General features: G+C 71.7%; 21 protein-coding genes. 11 read left to right on the top strand and 10 right to left on the bottom strand.

Going from position 1 to position 20,201, the window contains the following annotated elements; genetic code table 11:
• The first annotated feature begins 28 nt into the window (after window positions 1–28).
• A complete protein-coding gene (locus tag OG799_RS24135; RefSeq protein ID WP_406037783.1) occupies window positions 29–397 on the top strand; it encodes a DUF3499 domain-containing protein in 369 nt (122 codons plus the stop codon).
• A 128-nt stretch (window positions 398–525) separates the two neighbouring features.
• Here OG799_RS24135 and OG799_RS24130 read toward each other — a convergent pair whose 3' ends face one another.
• The 4 genes from OG799_RS24130 to OG799_RS24115 all read right to left on the bottom strand — a co-directional run bounded on the left by OG799_RS24130 (window position 526) and on the right by OG799_RS24115 (window position 4,710).
• Window positions 526–1,902 carry an NAD(P)/FAD-dependent oxidoreductase gene (locus tag OG799_RS24130; protein ID WP_406037781.1) on the bottom strand — a complete coding sequence of 459 codons (1,377 nt, stop codon included), beginning with the start codon at window positions 1,900–1,902 and terminating at the stop codon, window positions 526–528.
• The gene (locus OG799_RS24125; RefSeq protein WP_406037779.1) at window positions 1,902–2,717 is read right to left on the bottom strand and encodes a pyridoxamine 5'-phosphate oxidase family protein; all 816 of its coding nucleotides are present in this window, start codon (window positions 2,715–2,717) and stop codon (window positions 1,902–1,904) included. Before OG799_RS24125 ends, OG799_RS24130 begins: the two co-directional genes overlap by 1 nt.
• On the bottom strand, window positions 2,702–4,048 hold the full coding sequence (locus OG799_RS24120; protein WP_406037777.1) for an aspartate aminotransferase family protein: 1,347 nt from the start codon (window positions 4,046–4,048) through the stop codon (window positions 2,702–2,704). Before OG799_RS24120 ends, OG799_RS24125 begins: the two co-directional genes overlap by 16 nt.
• A 149-nt stretch (window positions 4,049–4,197) precedes the next feature.
• Window positions 4,198–4,710, bottom strand: a complete 513-nt coding sequence (locus tag OG799_RS24115; protein ID WP_406037775.1) for an Lrp/AsnC family transcriptional regulator — start codon at window positions 4,708–4,710, stop codon at window positions 4,198–4,200.
• 208 nt (window positions 4,711–4,918) lie between these two features.
• On the opposite strand from OG799_RS24115, the gene OG799_RS24110 reads away from it, so the two are divergent.
• From OG799_RS24110 to OG799_RS24075, 8 genes are all read left to right on the top strand, one after another.
• The gene (locus OG799_RS24110) at window positions 4,919–6,103 is read left to right on the top strand and encodes a spermidine/putrescine ABC transporter substrate-binding protein (RefSeq protein ID WP_406037773.1); all 1,185 of its coding nucleotides are present in this window, start codon (window positions 4,919–4,921) and stop codon (window positions 6,101–6,103) included.
• Window positions 6,104–6,108: 5 nt separating this feature from the next.
• A complete protein-coding gene (locus OG799_RS24105) occupies window positions 6,109–7,263 on the top strand; it encodes an ABC transporter ATP-binding protein (protein ID WP_406046386.1) in 1,155 nt (384 codons plus the stop codon).
• Window positions 7,260–8,168 carry an ABC transporter permease gene (locus OG799_RS24100; protein ID WP_406037771.1) on the top strand — a complete coding sequence of 303 codons (909 nt, stop codon included), beginning with the start codon at window positions 7,260–7,262 and terminating at the stop codon, window positions 8,166–8,168. The genes OG799_RS24105 and OG799_RS24100 overlap by 4 nt, the downstream gene beginning before the upstream one ends.
• Window positions 8,168–9,019, top strand: coding sequence for an ABC transporter permease (locus OG799_RS24095; RefSeq protein ID WP_406037769.1), 852 nt, complete (start codon window positions 8,168–8,170; stop codon window positions 9,017–9,019). Before OG799_RS24100 ends, OG799_RS24095 begins: the two co-directional genes overlap by 1 nt.
• Window positions 9,016–10,437 (top strand): NAD(P)/FAD-dependent oxidoreductase, encoded by a 1,422-nt coding sequence (locus tag OG799_RS24090; protein ID WP_406037767.1) that lies wholly within the window; start codon window positions 9,016–9,018, stop codon window positions 10,435–10,437. Before OG799_RS24095 ends, OG799_RS24090 begins: the two co-directional genes overlap by 4 nt.
• Window positions 10,437–11,639: a saccharopine dehydrogenase family protein gene (locus OG799_RS24085; RefSeq protein WP_406037765.1), complete on the top strand. Its 1,203-nt coding sequence runs from the start codon at window positions 10,437–10,439 to the stop codon at window positions 11,637–11,639. The genes OG799_RS24090 and OG799_RS24085 overlap by 1 nt, the downstream gene beginning before the upstream one ends.
• Window positions 11,636–12,649: an agmatinase gene (speB, locus tag OG799_RS24080; RefSeq protein WP_406037763.1), complete on the top strand. Its 1,014-nt coding sequence runs from the start codon at window positions 11,636–11,638 to the stop codon at window positions 12,647–12,649. The genes OG799_RS24085 and speB overlap by 4 nt, the downstream gene beginning before the upstream one ends.
• Window positions 12,650–12,715: 66 nt before the next feature.
• Window positions 12,716–13,027: a helix-turn-helix domain-containing protein gene (locus OG799_RS24075; RefSeq protein WP_406037761.1), complete on the top strand. Its 312-nt coding sequence runs from the start codon at window positions 12,716–12,718 to the stop codon at window positions 13,025–13,027.
• Here OG799_RS24075 and OG799_RS24070 read toward each other — a convergent pair.
• From OG799_RS24070 to OG799_RS24055, 4 genes are read right to left on the bottom strand one after another with little or no spacing between them, the layout of a single operon-like run.
• On the bottom strand, window positions 12,997–13,083 hold the full coding sequence (locus OG799_RS24070; RefSeq protein WP_406046385.1) for a hypothetical protein: 87 nt from the start codon (window positions 13,081–13,083) through the stop codon (window positions 12,997–12,999). The genes OG799_RS24075 and OG799_RS24070 overlap by 31 nt on opposite strands.
• Window positions 13,084–13,110: 27 nt before the next feature.
• Window positions 13,111–13,509, bottom strand: a complete 399-nt coding sequence (locus OG799_RS24065; protein ID WP_406037759.1) for a DUF779 domain-containing protein — start codon at window positions 13,507–13,509, stop codon at window positions 13,111–13,113.
• Window positions 13,509–15,014: an aldehyde dehydrogenase gene (gene adh / locus OG799_RS24060; protein ID WP_406037757.1), complete on the bottom strand. Its 1,506-nt coding sequence runs from the start codon at window positions 15,012–15,014 to the stop codon at window positions 13,509–13,511. The genes OG799_RS24065 and adh overlap by 1 nt, the downstream gene beginning before the upstream one ends.
• 45 nt (window positions 15,015–15,059) lie before the next feature.
• Window positions 15,060–16,331: a GAF domain-containing protein gene (locus OG799_RS24055; RefSeq protein WP_406037755.1), complete on the bottom strand. Its 1,272-nt coding sequence runs from the start codon at window positions 16,329–16,331 to the stop codon at window positions 15,060–15,062.
• A gap of 134 nt (window positions 16,332–16,465) precedes the next feature.
• Here OG799_RS24055 and OG799_RS24050 point away from each other — a divergent pair, with 134 nt between their 5' ends.
• Both OG799_RS24050 and OG799_RS24045 read left to right on the top strand, forming a co-directional pair.
• The gene (locus tag OG799_RS24050) at window positions 16,466–17,326 is read left to right on the top strand and encodes an SCO6745 family protein (RefSeq protein ID WP_406037753.1); all 861 of its coding nucleotides are present in this window, start codon (window positions 16,466–16,468) and stop codon (window positions 17,324–17,326) included.
• 91 nt (window positions 17,327–17,417) lie between these two features.
• Window positions 17,418–18,110, top strand: coding sequence for a hypothetical protein (locus OG799_RS24045; protein WP_406037751.1), 693 nt, complete (start codon window positions 17,418–17,420; stop codon window positions 18,108–18,110).
• A gap of 200 nt (window positions 18,111–18,310) precedes the next feature.
• Here the strand turns inward: OG799_RS24045 and OG799_RS24040 are convergent, their stop codons facing one another.
• On the bottom strand, window positions 18,311–19,306 hold the full coding sequence (locus tag OG799_RS24040) for a transporter (protein ID WP_406037749.1): 996 nt from the start codon (window positions 19,304–19,306) through the stop codon (window positions 18,311–18,313).
• Window positions 19,303–20,193, bottom strand: a complete 891-nt coding sequence (locus OG799_RS24035) for an ABC transporter ATP-binding protein (protein WP_406037747.1) — start codon at window positions 20,191–20,193, stop codon at window positions 19,303–19,305. Before OG799_RS24035 ends, OG799_RS24040 begins: the two co-directional genes overlap by 4 nt.
• Between the last annotated feature and the right edge of the window lie 8 nt (window positions 20,194–20,201).

Here is a 20,201-nt window from a genome sequence, read left to right as displayed (position 1 = left end):
ACCCGGTAATGGGGATACCCTGCCGCACGTGAGGTCACCACGGCGCTGCTCCCGTAACGGCTGCCCCCGGCAAGCGGTCGCCACATTGACCTATGTCTACAACGAGTCGACAGCCGTGGTGGGCCCGCTGGCGGCCTTCGCCGAGCCGCACACGTACGACCTCTGTGAGCCGCACGCCCGCAACCTGACCGCCCCGCGCGGCTGGGACGTCGTCCGGCACGAGGGCGAGTTCGAGCCGCCGCCGCCCACCACCGACGACCTGGTCGCCCTGGCCGAGGCCGTCCGCGAGGCCGCCCGCCCCGCACCCCCGCGCCCCCCCGACAACGACCACGACCTCCACCAGAATCCCCCCACGGGCCGCCGTGGCCACCTCCGCGTAATCCCCCCCACCCACTAACCCCAACCCGGGGTCCGCGGGTCGCCGCGTTGATCATGAAGTTATTGCCGGGACTGTCGGCGTGTCGCGGCAACAGTTTCATGATCAACCGAGGCCAGGCCGCGCTGGGCGGGCTGGGGGCAGGGCCGTCAGTGGCCGAGGAGGCGGGAGAAGGTGGCGGCGCGGCGGGACGGGCGGCCCGAGCGCAGCTCGGCTTCGTCGGCGGAGAACATCAGCTTCAGGCCGGCGTTGACCGCCAGCCAGCGTAGGGGTTCGGGCTCCCACCGCGGGGAGCGGTGATTGACCCAGGGGAGGGCCGTGAGGTCGCTCTGCTCGTTGCGGATCAGGTCGGCGAGGGTACGGCCGGCGAGATTGCTGGTGCCGACGCCGTCGCCGACGTAGCCGCCCGCCCAGGCCAGCCCGGACGCCCGGTCGAGGCCGACCGAGGCGGCCCAGTCCCGGGCCACGCCGAGCGGCCCGCCCCAGGTGTGCGTCATCGGCAGGTCCGGCCCGAGCACCGGGAAGAGTTCGCCGAGCACCCGGCGCAGCGCGGCGAACACCCGCGGCTCCCGGTCGTAGCCGGGGGCGGTGCGGGAGCCGAAGTGGTAGGGGGCGCCCCGCCCGCCGAAGGCCAATCGACCGTCGGCGGTGCGCTGGCCGTAGATGATGACGTGCCGGTAGTCGGAGAACGTCTCGCGCTCGGCCAGGCCGATCTGCGCCCACGTCGAGGCGGGCAGCGGCGCGGTGGCGACCATCAGCGAGTAGACCGGCGCGACGGTCCGCCGCTGCCCCGGCAGGGCCGGGGTGAAGCCCTCCGTCGCCCGGACCACCACCGGCGCCCGGACCACCCCGGCGGGCGTCACCGCCGCGCCGGCCCGGACCGCCGTCACCGGCGTCCGCTCGAAGATCCGCACCCCACGGCGTTCGACCGCCCGGGCCAACCCGCGGACCAGCCGGGCCGGATGCACGGCGGCGCAGTGCGGGGTGTACGTCCCGCCGAGCACCCCGTCGGCGGCGCACCGGGCGGTGGCCTGGTCGGCGTCGAGGAGCACCAGGTCCTCGTCGGACAGGCCGTACTCCCGGGACTCCTCGACCGCGGCCCGGGCCCGGCCGAGCTGGGCGGCGGAGCGCGCCAGGACCACCGTCCCGCCGGGCCGCCAGTCGCAGTCGATGGCCTCGGCGGCGACCACCCGGCCGACCTCGCGGACGGTCTCCTGCATGGCCCGCTGCATGGCCAGGGCCCGGTCCCGGCCGTGCCGCCGGGCCAGCGCGGGCAGCGACGTGGGGAAGAGGGCGGAGCACCAACCGCCGTTACGGCCGGAGGCGCCGTACCCGGCGATCTCCGACTCCAGCACGACGATCCGCACCGACGGGTCGGCCACGGCCAGGTAGTACGCCGTCCAGAGGCCGGTGTAGCCCGCACCGACGATCACCACGTCGGCGTCGGTGTCGCCGGGCAGCGCCGGACGCGGGCTCAGCGATTCGTCCACGCTGGACAGCCAGTACGAAAGCTCCTGGTAGCGCATCACCACTCCGGTGGGGGCAGGTCGTGGCGCAGCCGCGGGTCGGGCTGCGGAACACCGAGGGACTCGACCACCGGCACCACGCCGGCCCAGACCGGCCGCGCCAGGTCGTCGTCGGGGTCGTCCGGCGGCCCGGCGCTGACCTTCACCGAGCACTCGTCGAGCGGCAGCGCGAGCATCAGCGTGGCGGCCAGCTCCTTCGCCGACGGCGGCCGGATCTGCGCCCAGCGCCCGGGCAGCAGGTGGTCGGAGAGACGTTCCAGGGCGGCCAGTTTCTCCGCGCCGTCGAGCGTGACGAGGCGGCCGAGCGCCATCACGCACCGGTAGTTCATCGAGGAGGCGAAGGCGCTGCGGGCCAGCACCAGGCCGTCGAGCAGGGTGACGGTCAGGCAGGCCGGGGCGCCGGCGGCCAGGTGCCGGAAGAGCCGGCTGCCGGTGGAGCCGTGCACCAGCACCCGGTCCCCGTCGCGGGCGTACGCCACCGGCAGCGCGTACGGCTGGGTGCCGTCGGTGATGGCCAGGTGCCCGACCCGGCCGGCGTCGAGGACGGCGTGCAGGGTGGCCCGGTCGCGGACGGCGAGGTCGGGCAGGCGGCGTACCCGGGTCCGGTCGGTGCCACCGACGGCGCGCCCGCCGCCCGATGGGTCGGGAGCGGCGACGGCCGGGCGGGCGGGATCGCTGCTCGCGGCCCGGTCCCCGTCGCTGCCGGCGGGGGGCCCGGCGCCGACGTCGGCTGGCCCTACGCGGCGGGGCCGGTCCCCGGTGTCCCGGGAGCCGGCCCCGTCCGACCAGGGCCCGCCGGTCAGAGCCGGGCCCATGCCTCGGTCAGCACGGCGCGCAGGATCTGCTCGATCTCGTCGAACTGCTGCTGCTGGGCGATCAGCGGCGGGGCGAGCTGCACCACCGGGTCGCCCCGGTCGTCGGCGCGGCAGTAGAGGCCGGCCTGGAACAGCGCGCTGGACAGGAAGCCGCGCAGCAGCCGCTCCGACTCGGCCTCGTCGAAGGTCTCCTTGGTGGCCTTGTCCTTGACCAGCTCGATGCCGTAGAAGTAGCCGTCACCCCGGACGTCGCCGACGATCGGCAGGTCGTTGAGCTTCTCCAGGGTGGACCGGAAAGCGCCCTCGTTGGCCCGGACGTGACCGATCAGGTCCTCGCGGGCGAAGACCTCCAGGTTGGCCAGGGCCACCGCGCAGGAGACCGGGTGGCCGCCGAAGGTCACCCCGTGGGCGAACATGCCGGTCTCGGTGAGGAACGGCTCCATCAGCCGCTCGCTGGCGATCATCGCACCGAGCGGGGCGTACCCGGAGGTGATGCCCTTGGCGGTGGTGATGATGTCGGGCTGGTAGCCGTACCGGACGGCGCCGAAGTACTCACCCAGCCGGCCCCACGAGCAGATCACCTCGTCGGACACGAGCAGCACGTCGTACGCGTCGCAGATCTCGCGGACCCGCTCGAAGTAGCCGGGCGGCGGCGGGAAGCAGCCGCCGGAGTTCTGCACCGGCTCCAGGAAGACCGCGGCGACGGTGTCCGGCCCCTCCCGCTCGATGGCGCGGCCGATCTCCTCGGCGGCCCAGCGGCCGAACGCCTCGGGGGAGTCGCCGTGCTCGGGGGCGCGGTAGAAGTTGGTGTTCGGCACCTTGATGCCGCCGGGCACCAGCGGCTCGAAGTCGCTCTTGATGCCGGGCAGGCCGGTGATCGACAGCGCCCCCATCGAGGTGCCGTGGTACGCGATGTAGCGGCTGACCACCTTGTGCTTGTTCGGCTGGCCGGTGCGCTTGAAGTAGGCCCGGGCCAGCTTCCACGCCGCCTCGACGGCCTCGGAGCCGCCGGTGGTGAAGAAGACCCGGTTCAGGTCGCCCGGGGCGAGCGAGGCCACCTTCTCGGCCAGCTCGACGGCCTTCGGGTGGGCGTACGACCAGAGCGGGAAGTAGGCCAGCTCGCCGGCCTGCTTGGCGGCGGCCTCGGCCAGTTCGGTGCGGCCGTGGCCGGCGTTGACGACGAAGAGCCCGGCGAGTCCGTCCAGGTAGCGGCGGCCCCGGGAGTCCCAGACGTACGCGCCCTCGCCGCGCACGATGGTCGGCACCTCGCCGTCGGAGTAGCTGGCCATCCGGGTGAAGTGCATCCAGAGGTGGTCGGTGGCGTTGGCCATGTCAGCCCCATCGGGTCTCGGGCCGGTCAGGGGTGATCACCGGCCGCTCTGACCACGGTTATCGCACAACGGATGCTGATAACGCAAGTACTAGGGGCCTGACGCAACGGATTCAGCGATTGCTGTTAACCACAGCAACGGATTCCGTATCAGGCCGTGCCCCAGGTGTAGGTCTGCTTGCGAAGCTTGAGGTAGACGAACGCCTCGGTCGCCAGCACGCCCTCGACGGCGCGCAGCTTCTGCAGGATCTCCAGCAGGTGGGCGTCGTTGCGGCAGACCACCTCGACCAGCAGGTCGAACGAACCGGCCGTGATGACCACGTAGTCGATCTCCTCGAACCCGGCGAGCCGGTCGGCCACGGCCTCCAGGTCACCGTCGGTGCGCAGCCCGATCATCGCCTGCCGGGGGAAGCCGAGCTGGAGCGGGTCGGTCACCGCGACGATCTGCATGACGCCGGCGTCGAGCAGTCGCTGCACCCGCTGGCGGACCGCCGCCTCGGAGAGGCCGACCGCCTTGCCGATGGTCGCGTACGGGCGACGGCCGTCCTCCTGGAGCTGCTCGATGATCTGCTTGGCCACGTCGTCCAGCAGAGCGTGACTGGCACCCTCGCGCACGGTGACGCGGCGCGAGCCGTTGCCAGTCTCCAGGTGCCGGTTGTTCATCGCCGCTCCCCATGTCCGATTCCTTGGGGCTGAGCGTAGTGCCCCGCCGCAGTGTGGCGTAATTCGTCGCCCATTGCTATTCCCGCAACGGAATCCCTTGTAAGGAAGGTCACACCATGTCAGGATCAGTCGTCCATCGCCACTGACCCTCCCGCCGGCGCGCCACCCCCGTCCCGCCGCCGACGATGACCCCCCTAGGAGTCGTCACATGCGTAGTCCCCTCCGGCCCCTCACCCGGCGTGGTCTGCTCACCGGCACCCTCGGCTCGGCAGCACTGCTGGCCACCGCCGGCGCGCTGACCGGCTGCGGCACGAAGGGCGCCCAGCAGACCGAGGCCGGCTGCAAGAGCGATGACCTCTCCGCCACGGAGAAGAAGCTGGCCTTCTCGAACTGGCCGCAGTACATGGACGTCGACGAGAAGGACGAGTCGAAGCGCCCCACGCTCGACGCCTTCATCGCCAAGTCCGGCATCCAGGTGACCTACACCGAGGACGTCAACGACAACAACGAGTTCTTCGGCAAGGTGCAGAACCAGCTCGCCGGCTGCCAGGCCACCGGGCGGGACGTCATGGTCCTCACCGACTGGATGGCGGCCCGGATGATCCGGCTCGGCTGGATCCAGAAGCTGGACAAGGCCAAGATGCCCAATGTCGAGGCCAACCTGCTGCCCTCGCTGCGCAACCGCTCCTTCGACCCGGACAGCCAGCTCGCCATCCCGTGGCAGTCCGGCCTCGCCGGCCTGGCCTACAACGCCAAGGTGGCCAAGGAGATCCGCACCGTCGACGACCTGCTCACCCGCCCCGACCTCAAGGGCAAGGTGACCGCGCTGTCCGAGATGCGGGACACCATGGGCCTGCTGCTGCAGTCCAACGGTCACGACCCGGCGAACTTCACCACCGCGCAGTTCGACGACGCGCTGAACAAGCTCAAGAGGGCCGTGGACTCCAAGCAGATCCGGAAGTTCACCGGCAACGACTACGCCCCGGACCTGGCCAAGGGTGACATCGCCGCGTGCATCGGCTGGTCCGGCGACGTGATCCAGCTCGGCTTCGAGGACGAGAAGATCAAGTTCGTGGTGCCCGAGTCCGGCGTGATGCTCTGGTCGGACAACATGCTGGTGCCGAACAAGGCCAGCCACAAGGCCAACGCCGAAGAGTTGATGAACTACTACTACGACCCGGCGGTGGCCGCGAAGCTGGCCGCGTACGTGAACTACATCTGCCCGGTCAAGGGCGCGCAGGCCGAGATGGAGAAGATCGACCCCGACCTGGCCGCCAACCCGCTGATCTTCCCGGACGAGGCGATGCTGTCGAAGTCCAAGGTCTTCATGGCCTTGGACGAGAAACAGGAGAAGGACTACGAGGCCAAGTTCCAGCAGGTCATCGGGGCGTGAGAACGATGGGACACGAGGCACCGGCCGGCGACCTGCGGCTGGCCAACCTGACCAAGAAGTTCGGCATCTTCACCGCGGTCGACGACCTCAGCCTGACCATCCCGCAGGGCTCGTTCTTCGCCCTGCTCGGCGCGTCCGGCTGCGGCAAGACCACCACGCTGCGGATGATCGCCGGGCTCGAGGAGCCGACCAGCGGGCAGGTGCTGCTCGGCGACCGGGACATCGCCCGGCTGCGGCCGTACAAGCGACCGGTGAACACCGTGTTCCAGAACTACGCGCTCTTCCCGCACCTGGACATCAACGAGAACGTGGCCTTCGGGCTGCGCCGGCGGGGCATCCGCAAGGTCACCGACCAGGTCGACCGGATGCTCGCGCTGGTGCAGCTCGAGGGGTACGGCCAGCGCCGACCCGCCCAGCTCTCCGGTGGGCAGCAGCAGCGGGTCGCGCTGGCCCGCGCCCTGATCAACCACCCGCAGGTGCTGCTGCTGGACGAGCCGCTCGGCGCGCTCGACCTCAAGCTGCGCCGGCAGATGCAGATCGAGCTGAAGCGGATCCAGACCGAGGTCGGCATCACCTTCGTGCACGTCACCCACGACCAGGAGGAGGCCATGACCATGGCCGACACCGTCGCGGTGATGAACGCCGGGAGGATCGAGCAGCTCGGCGCCCCCGCCGAACTCTACGAGTTCCCGGCCACCGCGTTCGTGGCGAACTTCCTCGGCCAGTCCAACCTGCTCGCCGGCGAGGCCGGCGGGACGAGCGGCGCCGACGTGCTGGTCTCCGCGCACGGCGGGCGCTTTTCGGTGCCCGCCGCGCGGGCCCGCCTCGACCGGGGACCGGTCTTCCTCGGGGTACGTCCCGAGAAGCTGCACCTGGTCGGGACCGCCGCCGAGGTGCCGGCCGGCCACCAGTACGTCGGCGGCGTGGTGACCGACGCCTCCTACGTCGGGGTGAGCACCCAGTACCTGGTGAAGACCGCCTGGGGCAGCGAGCTGTCGGCGTTCGCGGCGAACAGCGGCCTCGGCGGGCAGGTGCCGGTCGGCACCCCGGTGGTGGCGTACTGGGATCCGCGGCACGCGTTCCTGCTCCCTCGGGAGCCGGGCGAGGACGACCGCACCACCCCGCTGCTCGACGAGCCGGCGGTGGGGTTGCTCTCATGACCGCCCTCGCGCACGTACCCACCTCGTCCGGGCCGGCGGCGCCGCCGCCGGCCCGGCGCGGGCGGTACCGGCTGCTGCCGTACCTGCTGCTGCTGCCGGGCGCGGCCTGGCTGCTGATCTTCTTCGCCCTGCCGCTGCTCCAGCTCGCCGCGGCCAGCCTCTACGACCCGAGCGGCTCGCTCTCCACCGGGTACGCGCTGACCTGGGCGTTCGGCAACTACCCGGAGGCGTTGCAGGCGTACTGGCCGCAGTTCGTCCGGTCGTTCGTCTACTCGGCGATCGCGCTGGTGCTGGCCCTGCTGATGGGCTACCCGCTGGCGTACGCCATCGCGCAGAAGGCCGGCCGGTGGAAGAACCTGCTGCTGGTCTGCGTGGTCGCGCCGATGTTCACCAGCTTCCTGGTCCGCACCCTGGCTTGGAAGACCATCCTGTCGGACAACGGCGCGCTGGTCGGGCTGCTGCGCGACGTGCACCTGCTCGGGCCGGACGGCCGGCTGCTGGCCACCCCGGTCGCGGTGGTGCTCGGCCTGACGTACAACTTCCTGCCGTTCCTGGTGCTGCCGCTGTACGCGAGCCTGGAGCGGCTGGACTACCGGCTGCTGGAGGCGGCGAGCGACCTGTACGCCAGCCCGCTCAAGTCGTTCCGGAAGATCACCCTGCCGCTGTCGATGCCCGGCCTGATCGCCGGCACGCTGCTCTTCTTCATCCCGGCCACCGGTGACTACATCAACGCCGAGCTGCTCGGCACCCCGAACGAATACATGATCGGCAACGTCATCGACTCGGCGTTCCTGGTCCGGCTCGACTACCCGCAGGGCGCGGCCCTGTCGTTCCTGCTGATGGCGGCGATCCTCGCGGTGGTCTTCGTCTACCTGCGCAAGGCCGGCACGGAGGAGGTGCTGTGATGAGCGCGAGGAGTGCAGCGAAGCGGAGCCCCGCAGTCGCGAATGAAGGCCTGCTCAGAATCTCCCGTTGGCTCGCCGACCGCTGGGTGATGGGGGTCGCCCTGCTGGTCCTGGGCTACCTGTCGCTGCCGATCTTCGTGGTGGCCGGGCTCTCCTTCAACCGCCCGTCCAGCCGGCTGTCGTACGACTTCAACGAGTTCACCCTGGACAACTGGACGCACCCCTGCGCCACCTCCGACATGTGCGACGCGGTGGTGCGCAGCGTGCAGATCGGCTTCATCGCCACCGTGGTCTCCACGGTGCTCGGCACGCTGATGGCCTTCGCCCTGGTCCGGCACAGGTTCAAGGGTCGTTCCGGGATCAACCTGCTGATCTTCCTGCCGATGGCGACCCCCGAACTGGTGATGGGCACCTCGCTGCTCGCCCTCTTCGTCGCCGCTGGGGTGCCGCAGGGCTTCTGGACCATCGTCATCGCGCACGTGATGTTCTGCGTGTCGTTCGTGGTGGTGACCGTGAAGGCGCGGCTGGCCGGCATGAACCGCCGGCTGGAGGAAGCCGCCATGGACCTGTACGCCAGCGAGTGGCAGACGTTCCGGCGGATCACCCTGCCGCTGGTGCTCCCCGGCATCGTGGCCGCCGCGCTGCTCGCCTTCTCGCTCAGCTTCGACGACTTCATCATCACGAACTTCAACGCCGGCACCACCGTCACCTTCCCGATGTACGTCTGGGGGGCCGCGCAGCGCGGCATCCCGCCGCAGGTGAACGTCATCGGCACGGCGATGTTCGTGATCGCGCTGCTGCTGGTCGGGCTCGGCTCGCTGCGCGGCAGGCGGGCGAAGCGCCGGTCATGAACCTCCCGCATACCGGCCGGGCGCTGGCCGACGCGGCGCCCGTGCCGTACTGGCTCGACCGCCCGGAACGCCCCGACCCGCTGCCGCCGCTCACCGGTACGCACACCGCCGACCTGCTGGTCGTCGGCGGCGGGTACGCCGGGCTGTGGACCGCCCTGCTCGCCAAGCAGGCCGACCCGGACCGCGACGTGCTCCTGGTCGACGCCGGGACCTGCGGCTGGGCGGCGTCCGGGCGCAACGGCGGGTTCTGCGCCGCCTCGCTCACCCACGGGCTGGCCAACGGCGTCGACCGCTTCCCCGGCGAGATCGGCGAGCTGGAACGGCTCGGCCGGGAGAACCTGGACGGCATCGCCGCCACGGTCGCCGAGCACGGCATCGACTGCGACTTCGAGCGCACCGGCGAGCTGGCGGTGGCCGTCGAGTCGTACCAGCTCGCCGGGCTCGCCGAGGATGCCGAGCTGGCCCGCCGGTACGGCCACGACGTCCGCCTGCTCGACCGCGACGAGGTCCGCGCCGAGGTGGACTCGCCGACGTACCTCGGTGGGCTGTGGGACCGGGACCGGGTGGCCATGCTCGACCCGGCGAAGCTGGCCTGGGGGCTGCGCCGGGCCTGTCTGGACCTCGGCGTGCGGATCCACGAGCACACCCGGGTCACCGGCCTGCGCCGCGACGGCGCGGCGCTGCGGCTCGGCACGGCCGGCGGCGCCGACGCCGCCCCGGGCAGCGTCCGGGCCCGGCAGGTCGCGCTCGCCACCAACGCGTTCCCGCCGCTGCTGCGCCGGCTGCGGGCCTGGCTGGTCCCGGTGTACGACTACGCGCTGATGACCGAGCCGCTGACACGTTCCCAGCGGGACGCCATCGGCTGGGGCAACCGGCAGGGGCTCGCGGACACCGGCAACCAGTTCCACTACTACCGGATCACCGCCGACGGCCGGATCCTCTTCGGCGGCTACGACGCGGTCTACCACTACGGCAACCGGATCGCGCCCGAGCTGGAACAGCGGACGGCCACCTTCGCCGCCCTCGCCGAACACTTCCACACCACCTTCCCGCAGCTCGACGGCCTCCGCTTCAGCCACCGCTGGGGCGGGGTCATCGACACCTGCACCCGGTTCTGCCCGTTCTTCGGCACCGCCTACGACGGGCGGCTGGCGTACACGGCCGGGTTCACCGGGCTCGGCGTCGGGGCGACCCGGTTCGGCGCCCGGGTGATGCTCGACCTGCTCGGCGGAGCGGAAACCCCGCTGACCCGGCTCGACCTCGTGCGCAGCAAACCGCTGCCGTTCCCGCCGGAGCCCCTCCGGGCCACCGGCATCAACCTCACCCGCTGGTCGCTCGCCCGCGCCGACGCGCGCGAGGGCCGACGCAACCTCTGGCTCCGTACGCTCGATCGTCTTGGTTTGGGGTTCGATTCCTGATGCGCATCCTGCTCGTCGGCGCCGGTGGCGTCGGCTCCGCCGCCGTCGCCATCGCCGCCCGCCGCTCCTTCTTCGAGACCGTGGTGGTCGCCGACTACGACCTGGGCCGCGCGTCCCGGGCGATCGCCGAGCTCGACGGCCGTTTCGTCGCCGCCCACGTCGACGCGTCGTCGGCGGACGCGGTCGCCGCGCTCTGCCGGGAGCACCGGATCACCCATGTGCTCAACGCGGTCGACCCGCGCTTCGTCATGCCGATCTTCGACGGCGCGTTCGCCGCCGGGGCCGACTACCTCGACATGGCGATGTCGCTGTCCCACCCGCACCCGTCCCGGCCCCACGCGGAGACCGGGGTGAAGCTCGGCGACGACCAGTTCGCGGTCGCCGAACAGTGGGCCGCCGCCGGGCGGCTCGCGCTCTGCGGCATCGGCATCGAGCCCGGCCTGTCCGACGTCTTCGCCCGGTACGCCGCCGACGAGCTGTTCAGCGAGATCGACGAGATCGGCGTCCGCGACGGCGCCAACCTCACCGTCGACGGGTACGACTTCGCGCCGTCCTTCTCCATCTGGACCACCATCGAGGAGTGCCTCAATCCGCCGGTGATCTGGGAGGCCGACCGCGGCTGGTACACGACGCCGCCGTTCAGCGAGCCCGAGGTCTTCGACTTCCCGGAGGGTATCGGCCCGGTCGAGTGCGTGAACGTGGAGCACGAGGAGGTGCTGCTCATCCCGCGCTGGGTGAAGGCGAAGCGGGTCACCTTCAAGTACGGCCTCGGTGACGAGTTCATCGAGGTGCTGAAGACCCTGCACAAGCTGGGCCTGGACTCGACCGCTCCGGTGCGGGTGGGCGACGCCTCGGTGTCGCCGCGCGACGTGGTGGCCGCCTGCCTGCCCGACCCCGCCACCCTCGGCGACCGGATGCACGGCAAGACCTGCGCCGGCACCTGGGTCCGCGGCCTTTCCAAGGCGGGCGAGCCCCGTGAGGTCTACCTCTATCACGTTGTCGACAACGACTGGTCGATGAAGGAGTACGGCCACCAGGCCGTGGTCTGGCAGACGGCCGTCAACCCGGTCGTCGCCCTGGAACTGCTCGCCACCGGCGTCTGGTCCGGCGCCGGGGTGCTCGGTCCGGAGGCGCTGCCGCCGGTGCCCTTCCTGGACCTGCTGACCGGCTACGGCTCGCCGTGGGGGATGGAGGAGCGGTGACCCGCTACGGCCCGATGTTCGGCCCCGACATCACCTTCCTCGGGGTGCCGCCCTGCACCATCGAGGAGCCGGTGACGTACGCGGACGCCGACGTCGTCATCGTCGGTGCGCCCTTCGACGGGGGCACCTCGCACCGGCCGGGCACCCGGTTCGGTCCGTCCGCCATCCGGCAGGCCTGCTACCTGCCGCACGACGGCTCCCGCCCGTCTCTGGCGTTGCGCGTCGACGCCCTGCAGGACCTCCGGGTGTACGACGCCGGTGACGTCGAGATGTTCTCCGGCGACATCGAGCGGTCCCTGTCGTCCCTGGAGGAGGCGGTGCATGCCGTCGCGGCGGCCGGTGCCATCCCGATCGTGCTCGGCGGCGACCACTCCATCGCCCTGCCCGACGCCACCGGGGTGGCCCGCCAGCACGGGCTCGGCCGGGTGTCGCTGGTGCACTTCGACGCGCACGCCGACACCGGGGACATCGAGTTCGGCTCGTTGCACGGGCACGGCCAGCCGATGCGCCGGCTCATCGAGTCCGGCGCGGTACGCGGCGACCGCTTCCTGCAGATCGGCCTGCGCGGCTACTGGCCCGGGCCGGAGACGCTGTCCTGGATGGCGGCGCAGCGGATGCGGTCGTACGAGATGACCGAGGTGGTCGCCCGGGGCCTCGACGAGTGCCTGTCGGAGGCCTTCGAGATCGCGGTGGACGAGTGCGAGGGCGTCTTCCTCTCCGTCGACGTGGACGTGGTCGACCCCGGCATGGCCCCCGGCACCGGCACCCCCGAACCGGGCGGCCTCACCTCCCGACAGCTGCTCGACGCGGTGCGCCGGGTCTGCTACGAGCTGCCGGTGGTCGGCGTGGACGTGGTCGAGGTCGCCCCGCCGTACGACCACGCCGACATCACCGCGTACCTCGGCAACCGGGTGGTCCTGGAGGCCCTGTCCGCGATCGCCCGCCGGCGCCGCGACGCCGCCACCGGCACCCCCTGGGACCCGAAGCAACCCCTCCTCGACGCCCGCTGACCCCGGTTCGTTGTTTCTTGTTTAGCTCGGGCTATAGTTGTTCCATGCGTGGGCGAAGGGGGAGTCGTGACCGAGTTCTACGACTGGGACGACGTGCGTCAGGAGCTTGGCGGTGACGACGCGGCCTACGAGCGAGAGCGGGCCCGCACGGAGGCGTGGGTGAGCGCCTTCCACCTCGGGGAGGAACGCAAGCGGCTGGGGCTCACGCAGCGGCAGGTCGCCGATCTCATGGGTGTCACACCCGGACGGGTCAGCCAGATCGAGAACGGTGACCTCGATGTCAACGAGGTGGCCACGCTGAGCCGCTACGCCAACGCCCTCGGTGCCCGGCTGCGGATCATCTTCGACTACGGCAACGACCTTCGCCAGATCGCCTGAACGGCGACGACGTCCTCGCGCTCCAGGTATGGGTAGGCGGCGAGGACGTCGTCGATACTGCGCCCGGCGGCGAGCTGACCGAGTCAGGAGGCGAGGTGGGAGCGGATGAGGAAGCGGACTCCTTCCGGCGCTTCCAGGGAGAAGCCGCTGCCTCGGCCGGGGACGACGTCGACCGTGAGCCTGGTGTGTTTCCAGAGCTCCCACTGGGACTTCGACATCCAGAACTCGACGGGTTCGGAGACGCCGTCCACGGCGAGCGACGCGAGGAGGACATCCGAGCCGCCGGTGCGGAACTCGCCGGCCGGGTAGCACATCGGGGCACTGCCGTCACAGCAGCCGCCGGACTGGTGGAACATCAGCGGCCCGTGCCGCCCCCGCAGCGACCGGATCAGGTCGGCCGCGGCGGGCGTGACCGTCACGGGCGGCGGCGCCGCGGCGCCCGGCGAACCGGGCGCCGCGGCACCGTCGGAGACGGCACCCATCAGAAGAAGCCGAGCTTCTTGGTGGAGTAGCTGACCAGCAGGTTCTTGGTCTGCTGGTAGTGCTCCAGCATCATCTTGTGGTTCTCCCGGCCGATCCCGGACTGCTTGTACCCGCCGAACGCGGCGTGCGCCGGGTAGGCGTGGTAGCAGTTCGTCCAGACCCGCCCGGCCTGGATCGACCGTCCGGCCCGGTACGCGGTGTTCATGTCCCGGGTCCAGACACCCGCCCCGAGGCCGTACAGGGTGTCGTTGGCGATCTTCACGGCGTCGTCGAGGTCGGCGAAGGAGGTTACCGAGACCACCGGGCCGAAGATCTCCTCCTGGAAGATCCGCATCGAGTTGTCGCCCTCAAAGATCGTCGGCTCGACGTAGTACCCGCCGGAGAGTTCGCCGCCGAGATCGGCGCGCGAGCCGCCGGTCAGCACGCGAGCGCCCTCCTGCCGGCCGACGTCCAGGTAGGACAGGATTTTCTCCAGTTGGTCGTTGGAGGCCTGTGCGCCGATCATCGTGTCGGTGTCCAGCGGGTGCCCCTGTTTGATCGCGCCGGTGCGAGAGACCGCCGCGGCCAGGAAGTCCGAGTAGTGGCCCTGTTGGATCAGCGCCCGGGACGGGCAGGTGCAGACCTCGCCCTGGTTGAGGGCGAACATGGTGAAGCCCTCGAGCGCCTTGTCCAAAAAGTCGTCGGAGGCAGCGCTGACGTCGTCGAAGAAGATGTTCGGGCTCTTGCCGCCCAGTTCCAGGGTGACGGGTTTGATGTTCTCGCTGGCGTACTGCATGATCAGCCGCCCGGTGGTGGTCTCGCCGGTGAACGCCACCTTCGCCACCCGGGGCGAGGACGCCAGCGGCTTGCCCGCCTCGACGCCGAAGCCGTTGACCACGTTGACCACGCCGGGCGGCAGCAGGTCGGCGATCAGCGACAGCAGGTGGTGGATGGAGGCCGGGGTCTGCTCGGCCGGCTTGAGCACCACCGCGTTGCCGGCGGCGAGCGCCGGGGCGAGCTTCCAGGTCGCCATCAGGATCGGGAAGTTCCACGGGATGATCTGCCCGACGACGCCGAGCGGCTCGTGGAAGTGATAGGCCACGGTGTCGTCGTCGATCTCGCCGAGGCTGCCCTCCTGGGCCCGGATCGCCCCGGCGAAGTAGCGGAAGTGGTCGATCGCCAGGGGGATGTCGGCGGCCAGCGTCTCCCGTACCGGCTTGCCGTTCTCCCAGGTCTCGGCGACGGCGAGGGATTCCAGATTGTCCTGCATCCGGTCGGCGATCTTGTTGAGGATGAGCGCCCGCTCGGCGACCGAGGTGCGTCCCCAGGCGTCGGCGGCGCCGTGCGCGGCGTCGAGAGCCTTCTCGACGTCCTCGGCGGTGCCGCGGGCCACCTCGCAGAAGGTCTGGCCGGTGACCGGGGTCGGGTTCTCGAAGTACTGGCCGCCGTGCGGCTTGACGTACTCGCCGCCGATGAAGTGGTCGTAGCGGGACTGCCAGTGGGTGGGGGCGTCGTAGCGCGCCATGGGTACCTCCGCCGTCCGTCTCGGGTGACGGCGGGGACGTTAGTTTCACCGACGTTGCAGCAACGTTGCGCGCGGCAGGTCGTACTCCAGGGAGAGTTGGTTGGCGCGTGCCACCGCGAGGGGCTGGCGCGGTGCGCCCGGCGGCAACGCCCGCGCCAGGGCCTGCCAGGCGGTGAGGTCGTCGGCCCCGGCGGGCGTCGCGGTCCAGGCTGCGAGCAGCGCCGGGTCCGCGGCGGCCAGCACGGCCGCGCGGAGCTGCCCGTCGATGAGCCGGCGCAGTCGCGTCACTCCCGGCGCGTCCGACCCGGGCAGCAACGGCCCGCCGTACGCCTGGAGCGCCCCCGCCGGATCACCGCGTTCCAGCAGCTCGGTGACGGTACGGAAGTCGGCGCGGACGGTCCCGCGCAGCCGGTACGGCCGGGAGTCGAGCAGCTCCGGGCCGAGCGCCCGACGCAGCCGGGACAGTTCGGCGCGCAGGGTGACCGGATGCAGCCGGTCGTCGCCGTACAGGTCGAGGCCGAGCTGTTCGCCGGTGCGCCCCTCGGGGTGGTCGAGGAGCAGCACCAGCAGTTCGCTGTGCCGGCGGCCGAGCCGGATCCGGCGACCGCCGACGCGCAGCTCCGCCTCGTCCCGGCCGAGCGCGCTGACGGTGACCACGTCCGGGTCCAGGGGCTGGGCGAGGAACGCCTCGGCGGCCCGGGCGGTGGCCCGGACCAGGGCGAGGCTCTGCGGGTTGGCCAGGTGGTCGCCGCCGGTGATGTCGACCGCGCCGAGCAGCCGCCCGGTGGCCGGGTCGTGGATGGGGGCGGCCGCGCAGGTCCAGCGCTGCACCGGCCGGACGAAGTGCTCGGTGGCGAAGATCTGCACGCTGTGGTCGACGGCGAGGGCGGTGCCGGGGGCGTTGGTGCCGGCGTGCGCCTCGTCCCAGCGGGCACCGGGGATGAAGTTCATCCGCTCGGCGTGCCGGAGCACCCCAGGATGTCCCTCCACCCAGAGCAGCCGCCCGTACGCGTCGCAGACCGCCATCAGGTGCGCGCCGTCCTGGGCGATGCCGCCGAGCAGGTCACGGAAGAGCGGCAGCACCCGGGCGAGGGGGTGGGCGGCGCAATAGGTCTCCAGCGCGTCGTCGCTGAGGTCGACCGGGGCGGTGGTCTCCGGGTCGAGCAGCGCGGAGCGTTCCCACGACCGCCGGACCACGTCGCGGACCCGGTCGGGTGTGGTGCCCGCGGTGAGGAACGCTTCGTGGGCGGCGCCGACCTGCGCGATCCGCTCGGCCGGATCGGCGCCGAATTCCAGGGCGAGCCACGGGTCAGCCATCGGTGACCTCCTCGCGCCCATGGTGACCCACCTCACCCCAGATCGCCAAGGACCGCTTATCTTTACATTGACAAGTTTCCCGTTCTCCCGCTAACTTGACGGTGACAAGATGACAACGCGTCGGGGAGGTCGGGATGGAACCACAGATGGTCCGGCAGTTGTGGCAGCTGATCGAGCCGGTGCACGCGCTGGTCTACTACGCGCCGGAACTCACCGAGGAGGCCGCGGCCCTCGGCCTGGCCACGGACGAGCGCTGGCCGGGCTACTTCGCCCTGCGCTCCGCCCCGCTCGGCGCGGCCGGCCCGGAGCTGGTCACCGCCAGCTACTACAGCTTCAGCCCCCGGATGATCGCCGAGTACGTGCCGGCAATCTGGTCCGTCGCCGACCCCGCGAAGGTGCTCGACGCCCGACTGTCCGGGGTGGACCGCGCGCTGCGCGCCCTGCTCGGCGACCGGGTCGACTCGCCCGAGCTGGCCGAGGCCGCCGTGCTGGCCCGGCGGGCCGCCCAGAACGCCGATCTGGCCGGCCGTCCGCTGGCCGCCGCCAACGCCGACCTGCCCTGGCCGGACGCCCCGCACCTGACGCTCTGGCAGGCCGCCACCATCCTCCGCGAGCACCGCGGCGACGGGCACCTGACCGCGTTGCGCACCGCCGGTCTCGACCCGACCGAGGCGCTGGTCTCCTTCGCCGCCGTCGGTGCCGCGCCGGTTTCGGTCTTCGCCAGCCGGCGCTGGACCGACGAGGAGTGGGCCGCCGCCCGCGACCGGCTCGCCACTCGTGGTCTGGTCGACGCCGACGGCGTGGCCACCGACGCCGGTCGGCGGCTCCGCGACGAGGTGGAACGGCGTACGGACGAGCTGGCAGCCGCGCCGTGGCGGGCGCTCGGCCCGGCGGTGGGCCGACTCGCCCAGCTCGTCGCCCCGGTGACCCAGACGGTGGTGGCGTCCGGGATGCTGCCGGCGCAGAGCACCCTCGGCATCCGTCGCCCGCAGTAACGGGCAACATTCCTGCCAGAACCGCTGAACCGTTCAGCGCTCCCAGTCCGTACCAGTCGGCGTCAATGGATCGCCGACGACGGGAGATGCGGTGAAGGTGCAGCGGAAGCACGTGCTGGCGGCCGGGGTGGCGGTGGTCGCCTCGGCGGTGGTGGCGGTCGGGACCGGATTCGGCTTCGCCGACACCACCCCCGCCCGGCCGAGCGTCTGCCAGGGTCCGGTGACCTTCTCGGCCGACGGCGGGGCACCGGCGGCGACCAGTGACCGGTTCCCGGTCGGCACCCGGTTGCGGGTGACCAACCTCGACAACGGCAAGGTCGTCACGGTCACGGTGACCGGCCCGTCGGGCAGTTGCGTGCTGCTCAACGCCGCCGCGATGGAGCTGGTCCGGGAGCCGGGGAAGAACGTGATCCGCCGTAACCAGGTGGAACGTCTGAACGGCGGCGCGGCGCAATCGACCCACCCCGGCCGCGGAGCCCAGCCGGGCGAGACTCGGCCGGGCGACGCCCAGCCCGCTGCGGGCTCCACGACACCGGCCGGGGGCAGCGCGTGCGGCGGGTCGATCACCTTCTCGGCGGAGGGCGGCGCGCCCGCCGCGACCAGCGGACAGTTCCCGGTCGGCACCCGGTTGCGGGTGACCAACCTCGACAACGGCAGGGTCGTCACGGTCACGGTGACCGGCCCGTCGGGCAGTTGCGTGCTGCTCAACGCCGCCGCGATGGAGTTGATCCGCGAGCCGGGCAAGAACGTGATCCGCCGCAACGTGGTGGAGCTGCTCCGCTGACCACGCCGTGGCGTGGTTGCCGCCTGGTGCCGGGAGGTCCCGGCCCGGGACGACCCCAGTGGCGGGACGGCGCGCCGCCGGCGTGACGGCACCCCGGCCTCGGCGAAACGGCGCGCTGGCCCGGCGGTCGGCGGAACACCATGGGTGCCACGGCAGTGCCGTGGCACCCATGGTGTTCCACCGAGGAGCGCCGACGGCCGTCAGGCGATGCGGCGGATGCGGCGGACGGCCAGGTAGAGCAGGAGCGCGGCGAGGGCGACGAAGATGCCGGTCTCGATGCCCTGGAACAGCCAGAACCGACCGGCCGGCTGGTACAGCTCCCAGTTGTAGGCCCCGGGTCCGAGGCCGAGGTCGGCGCCGCAGGCACCGCCTCCCGGTGCCGGAGCGCCCGGGCGCTGCGAGCACATGATCTGCGCATCGGCCGCCACCATCTTCCCGCCGGCGTCGCGGACACCGCTGGCAAGGATCCAGTCGCCATGGGTCATCCGCACCGATCCGGCCCCCTCCACCGGGAAGGTGAGCGTGCGGGCGGGCAGGTAGTGCGGTCTGGCCAGGAGCGCCACCGCCGCCCGGACGCCGATGAACCCGACGAGGGTGACGGTCATGGCGGACAGCATCCGCCGCCCGAGGGTGCCGGCGAAGATGCCCAACGCCACGGCGAAGAGGGTGTAGCCGATCGGGGCGACGCCCTGCAGGTCGAAGACGATGAAGCCGAGTCGGCCCTGGTTCGCGGCCTGCGTGAGCGGGTAGACCCACCACGACATGCCCAGCCCGTAGCAGACCGCGAAGATCACCGTCAGCGCGATGACCAGTCCGAACTTCACCAGTGCCCAGTGGGTCCGGCTGACGCCCTGGGTCCAGGCGAACCGGTGCGTGCCGTGCTCCACCTCGCGGGCGACCAGCGGGGCGCCCCAGAACAGCCCGACGAGCATCGGCAGGACGAGCAGCAGGACGGCCACGAAATTGAGGCTGCCGTACCGGTTCGTGAACCGGTGGAACGTCGCCTGGCAGCCCTCCAAGGTCGCCGGCGCCACGTCGGCGCGGGTCACCTGACGGACACAGTCGGCCAGCCCGAGGTCGGTGAACGTGTGCCGCATCGACAGGCCGATCGGAATCATCAGCGCGGCGAGCACCGCGAACCCGAGGAGGGTGAACAGAGCTTGTCTGCGGTGTTGCCGCCAGGCCAGCCAGATCATGCCGGCACCTCCCACTCGGTGTGACTGGTCGCCGTTCCGCCGTCGGCCAGATAGGCCAGGATGATGTCCTCCAGGCCGACGTCGCGGACCGTCCATGAGGGATCGACAATCGAGCCGTCCGTGCGGACCAGCAGCGTCGACTGTCGGTCGGTGTGGCTGGCGCGGACCACCGCGGCGACTCCGCTGGGCGGACCGCCGTCGTTCCGGGGCCCCACGAGTTGCCGGTGCCCGGCCACCAGGTCGTCGACCGTGCCGACGACCTGCACCTGGGCGGCGTTCAGCACGATCAGGTAGTCGCAGACCCGCTCCAGGTCGGCCAGCAGGTGCGAGGAGAGCAGCACCGTCGTGTCGGACTCGGCGACGCTGCCCATCAGCGACTGCAGGAACTCGCGACGGGCGAGCGGGTCCAGGCTGGCGACCGGCTCGTCCAGCAGCAGCAGCCGCGGTCGCTTGGCCAGCGCGAGGGCCAGCGCGACCTGGGCGCGTTGCCCGCCGGACAGCTTGCCGACCGGCAGGTTCGGCGGGATGCCGAGCTGGGCCAGCCGGTTCCGGGCGAGCGCCGCGTCCCAGCTCTTGTTCATCCGGCCGCCCAGGTGGACCAGCTCCGCCGCGGTGAAGTCCCGGTAGAGCGGGGTGTCCTGGGCGACGAATCCGATCTCGGGCAGGACCGCCGGGTTGTCGTGCGGCGACCGACCGAAGACCCGGACCGCGCCGGCGTCGGGTCGCAGCAGGCCCACGGCGAGGTGCAGCAGCGTGCTCTTGCCGGCGCCGTTCGGGCCGACCAGGGCAGCGACGCGCCCGGCGGGCAGGCGCAGCGAGCAGCCCCGCAGCGCCCATGTTCGCCCGTACCGCTTGCCGAGCTGGTCGGCCTCCAGCGCTATCTCCATCGGGTGTC

Origin of the sequence: Micromonospora sp. NBC_00898, from assembly GCF_045207895.1 — a bacterium.
In the GTDB taxonomy this organism is placed as follows: Bacteria; Actinomycetota; Actinomycetes; order Mycobacteriales; family Micromonosporaceae; genus Micromonospora.
Note: the sequence above shows the minus strand (reverse complement) of the source record. Positions and strands in the feature narration are given on the sequence as shown.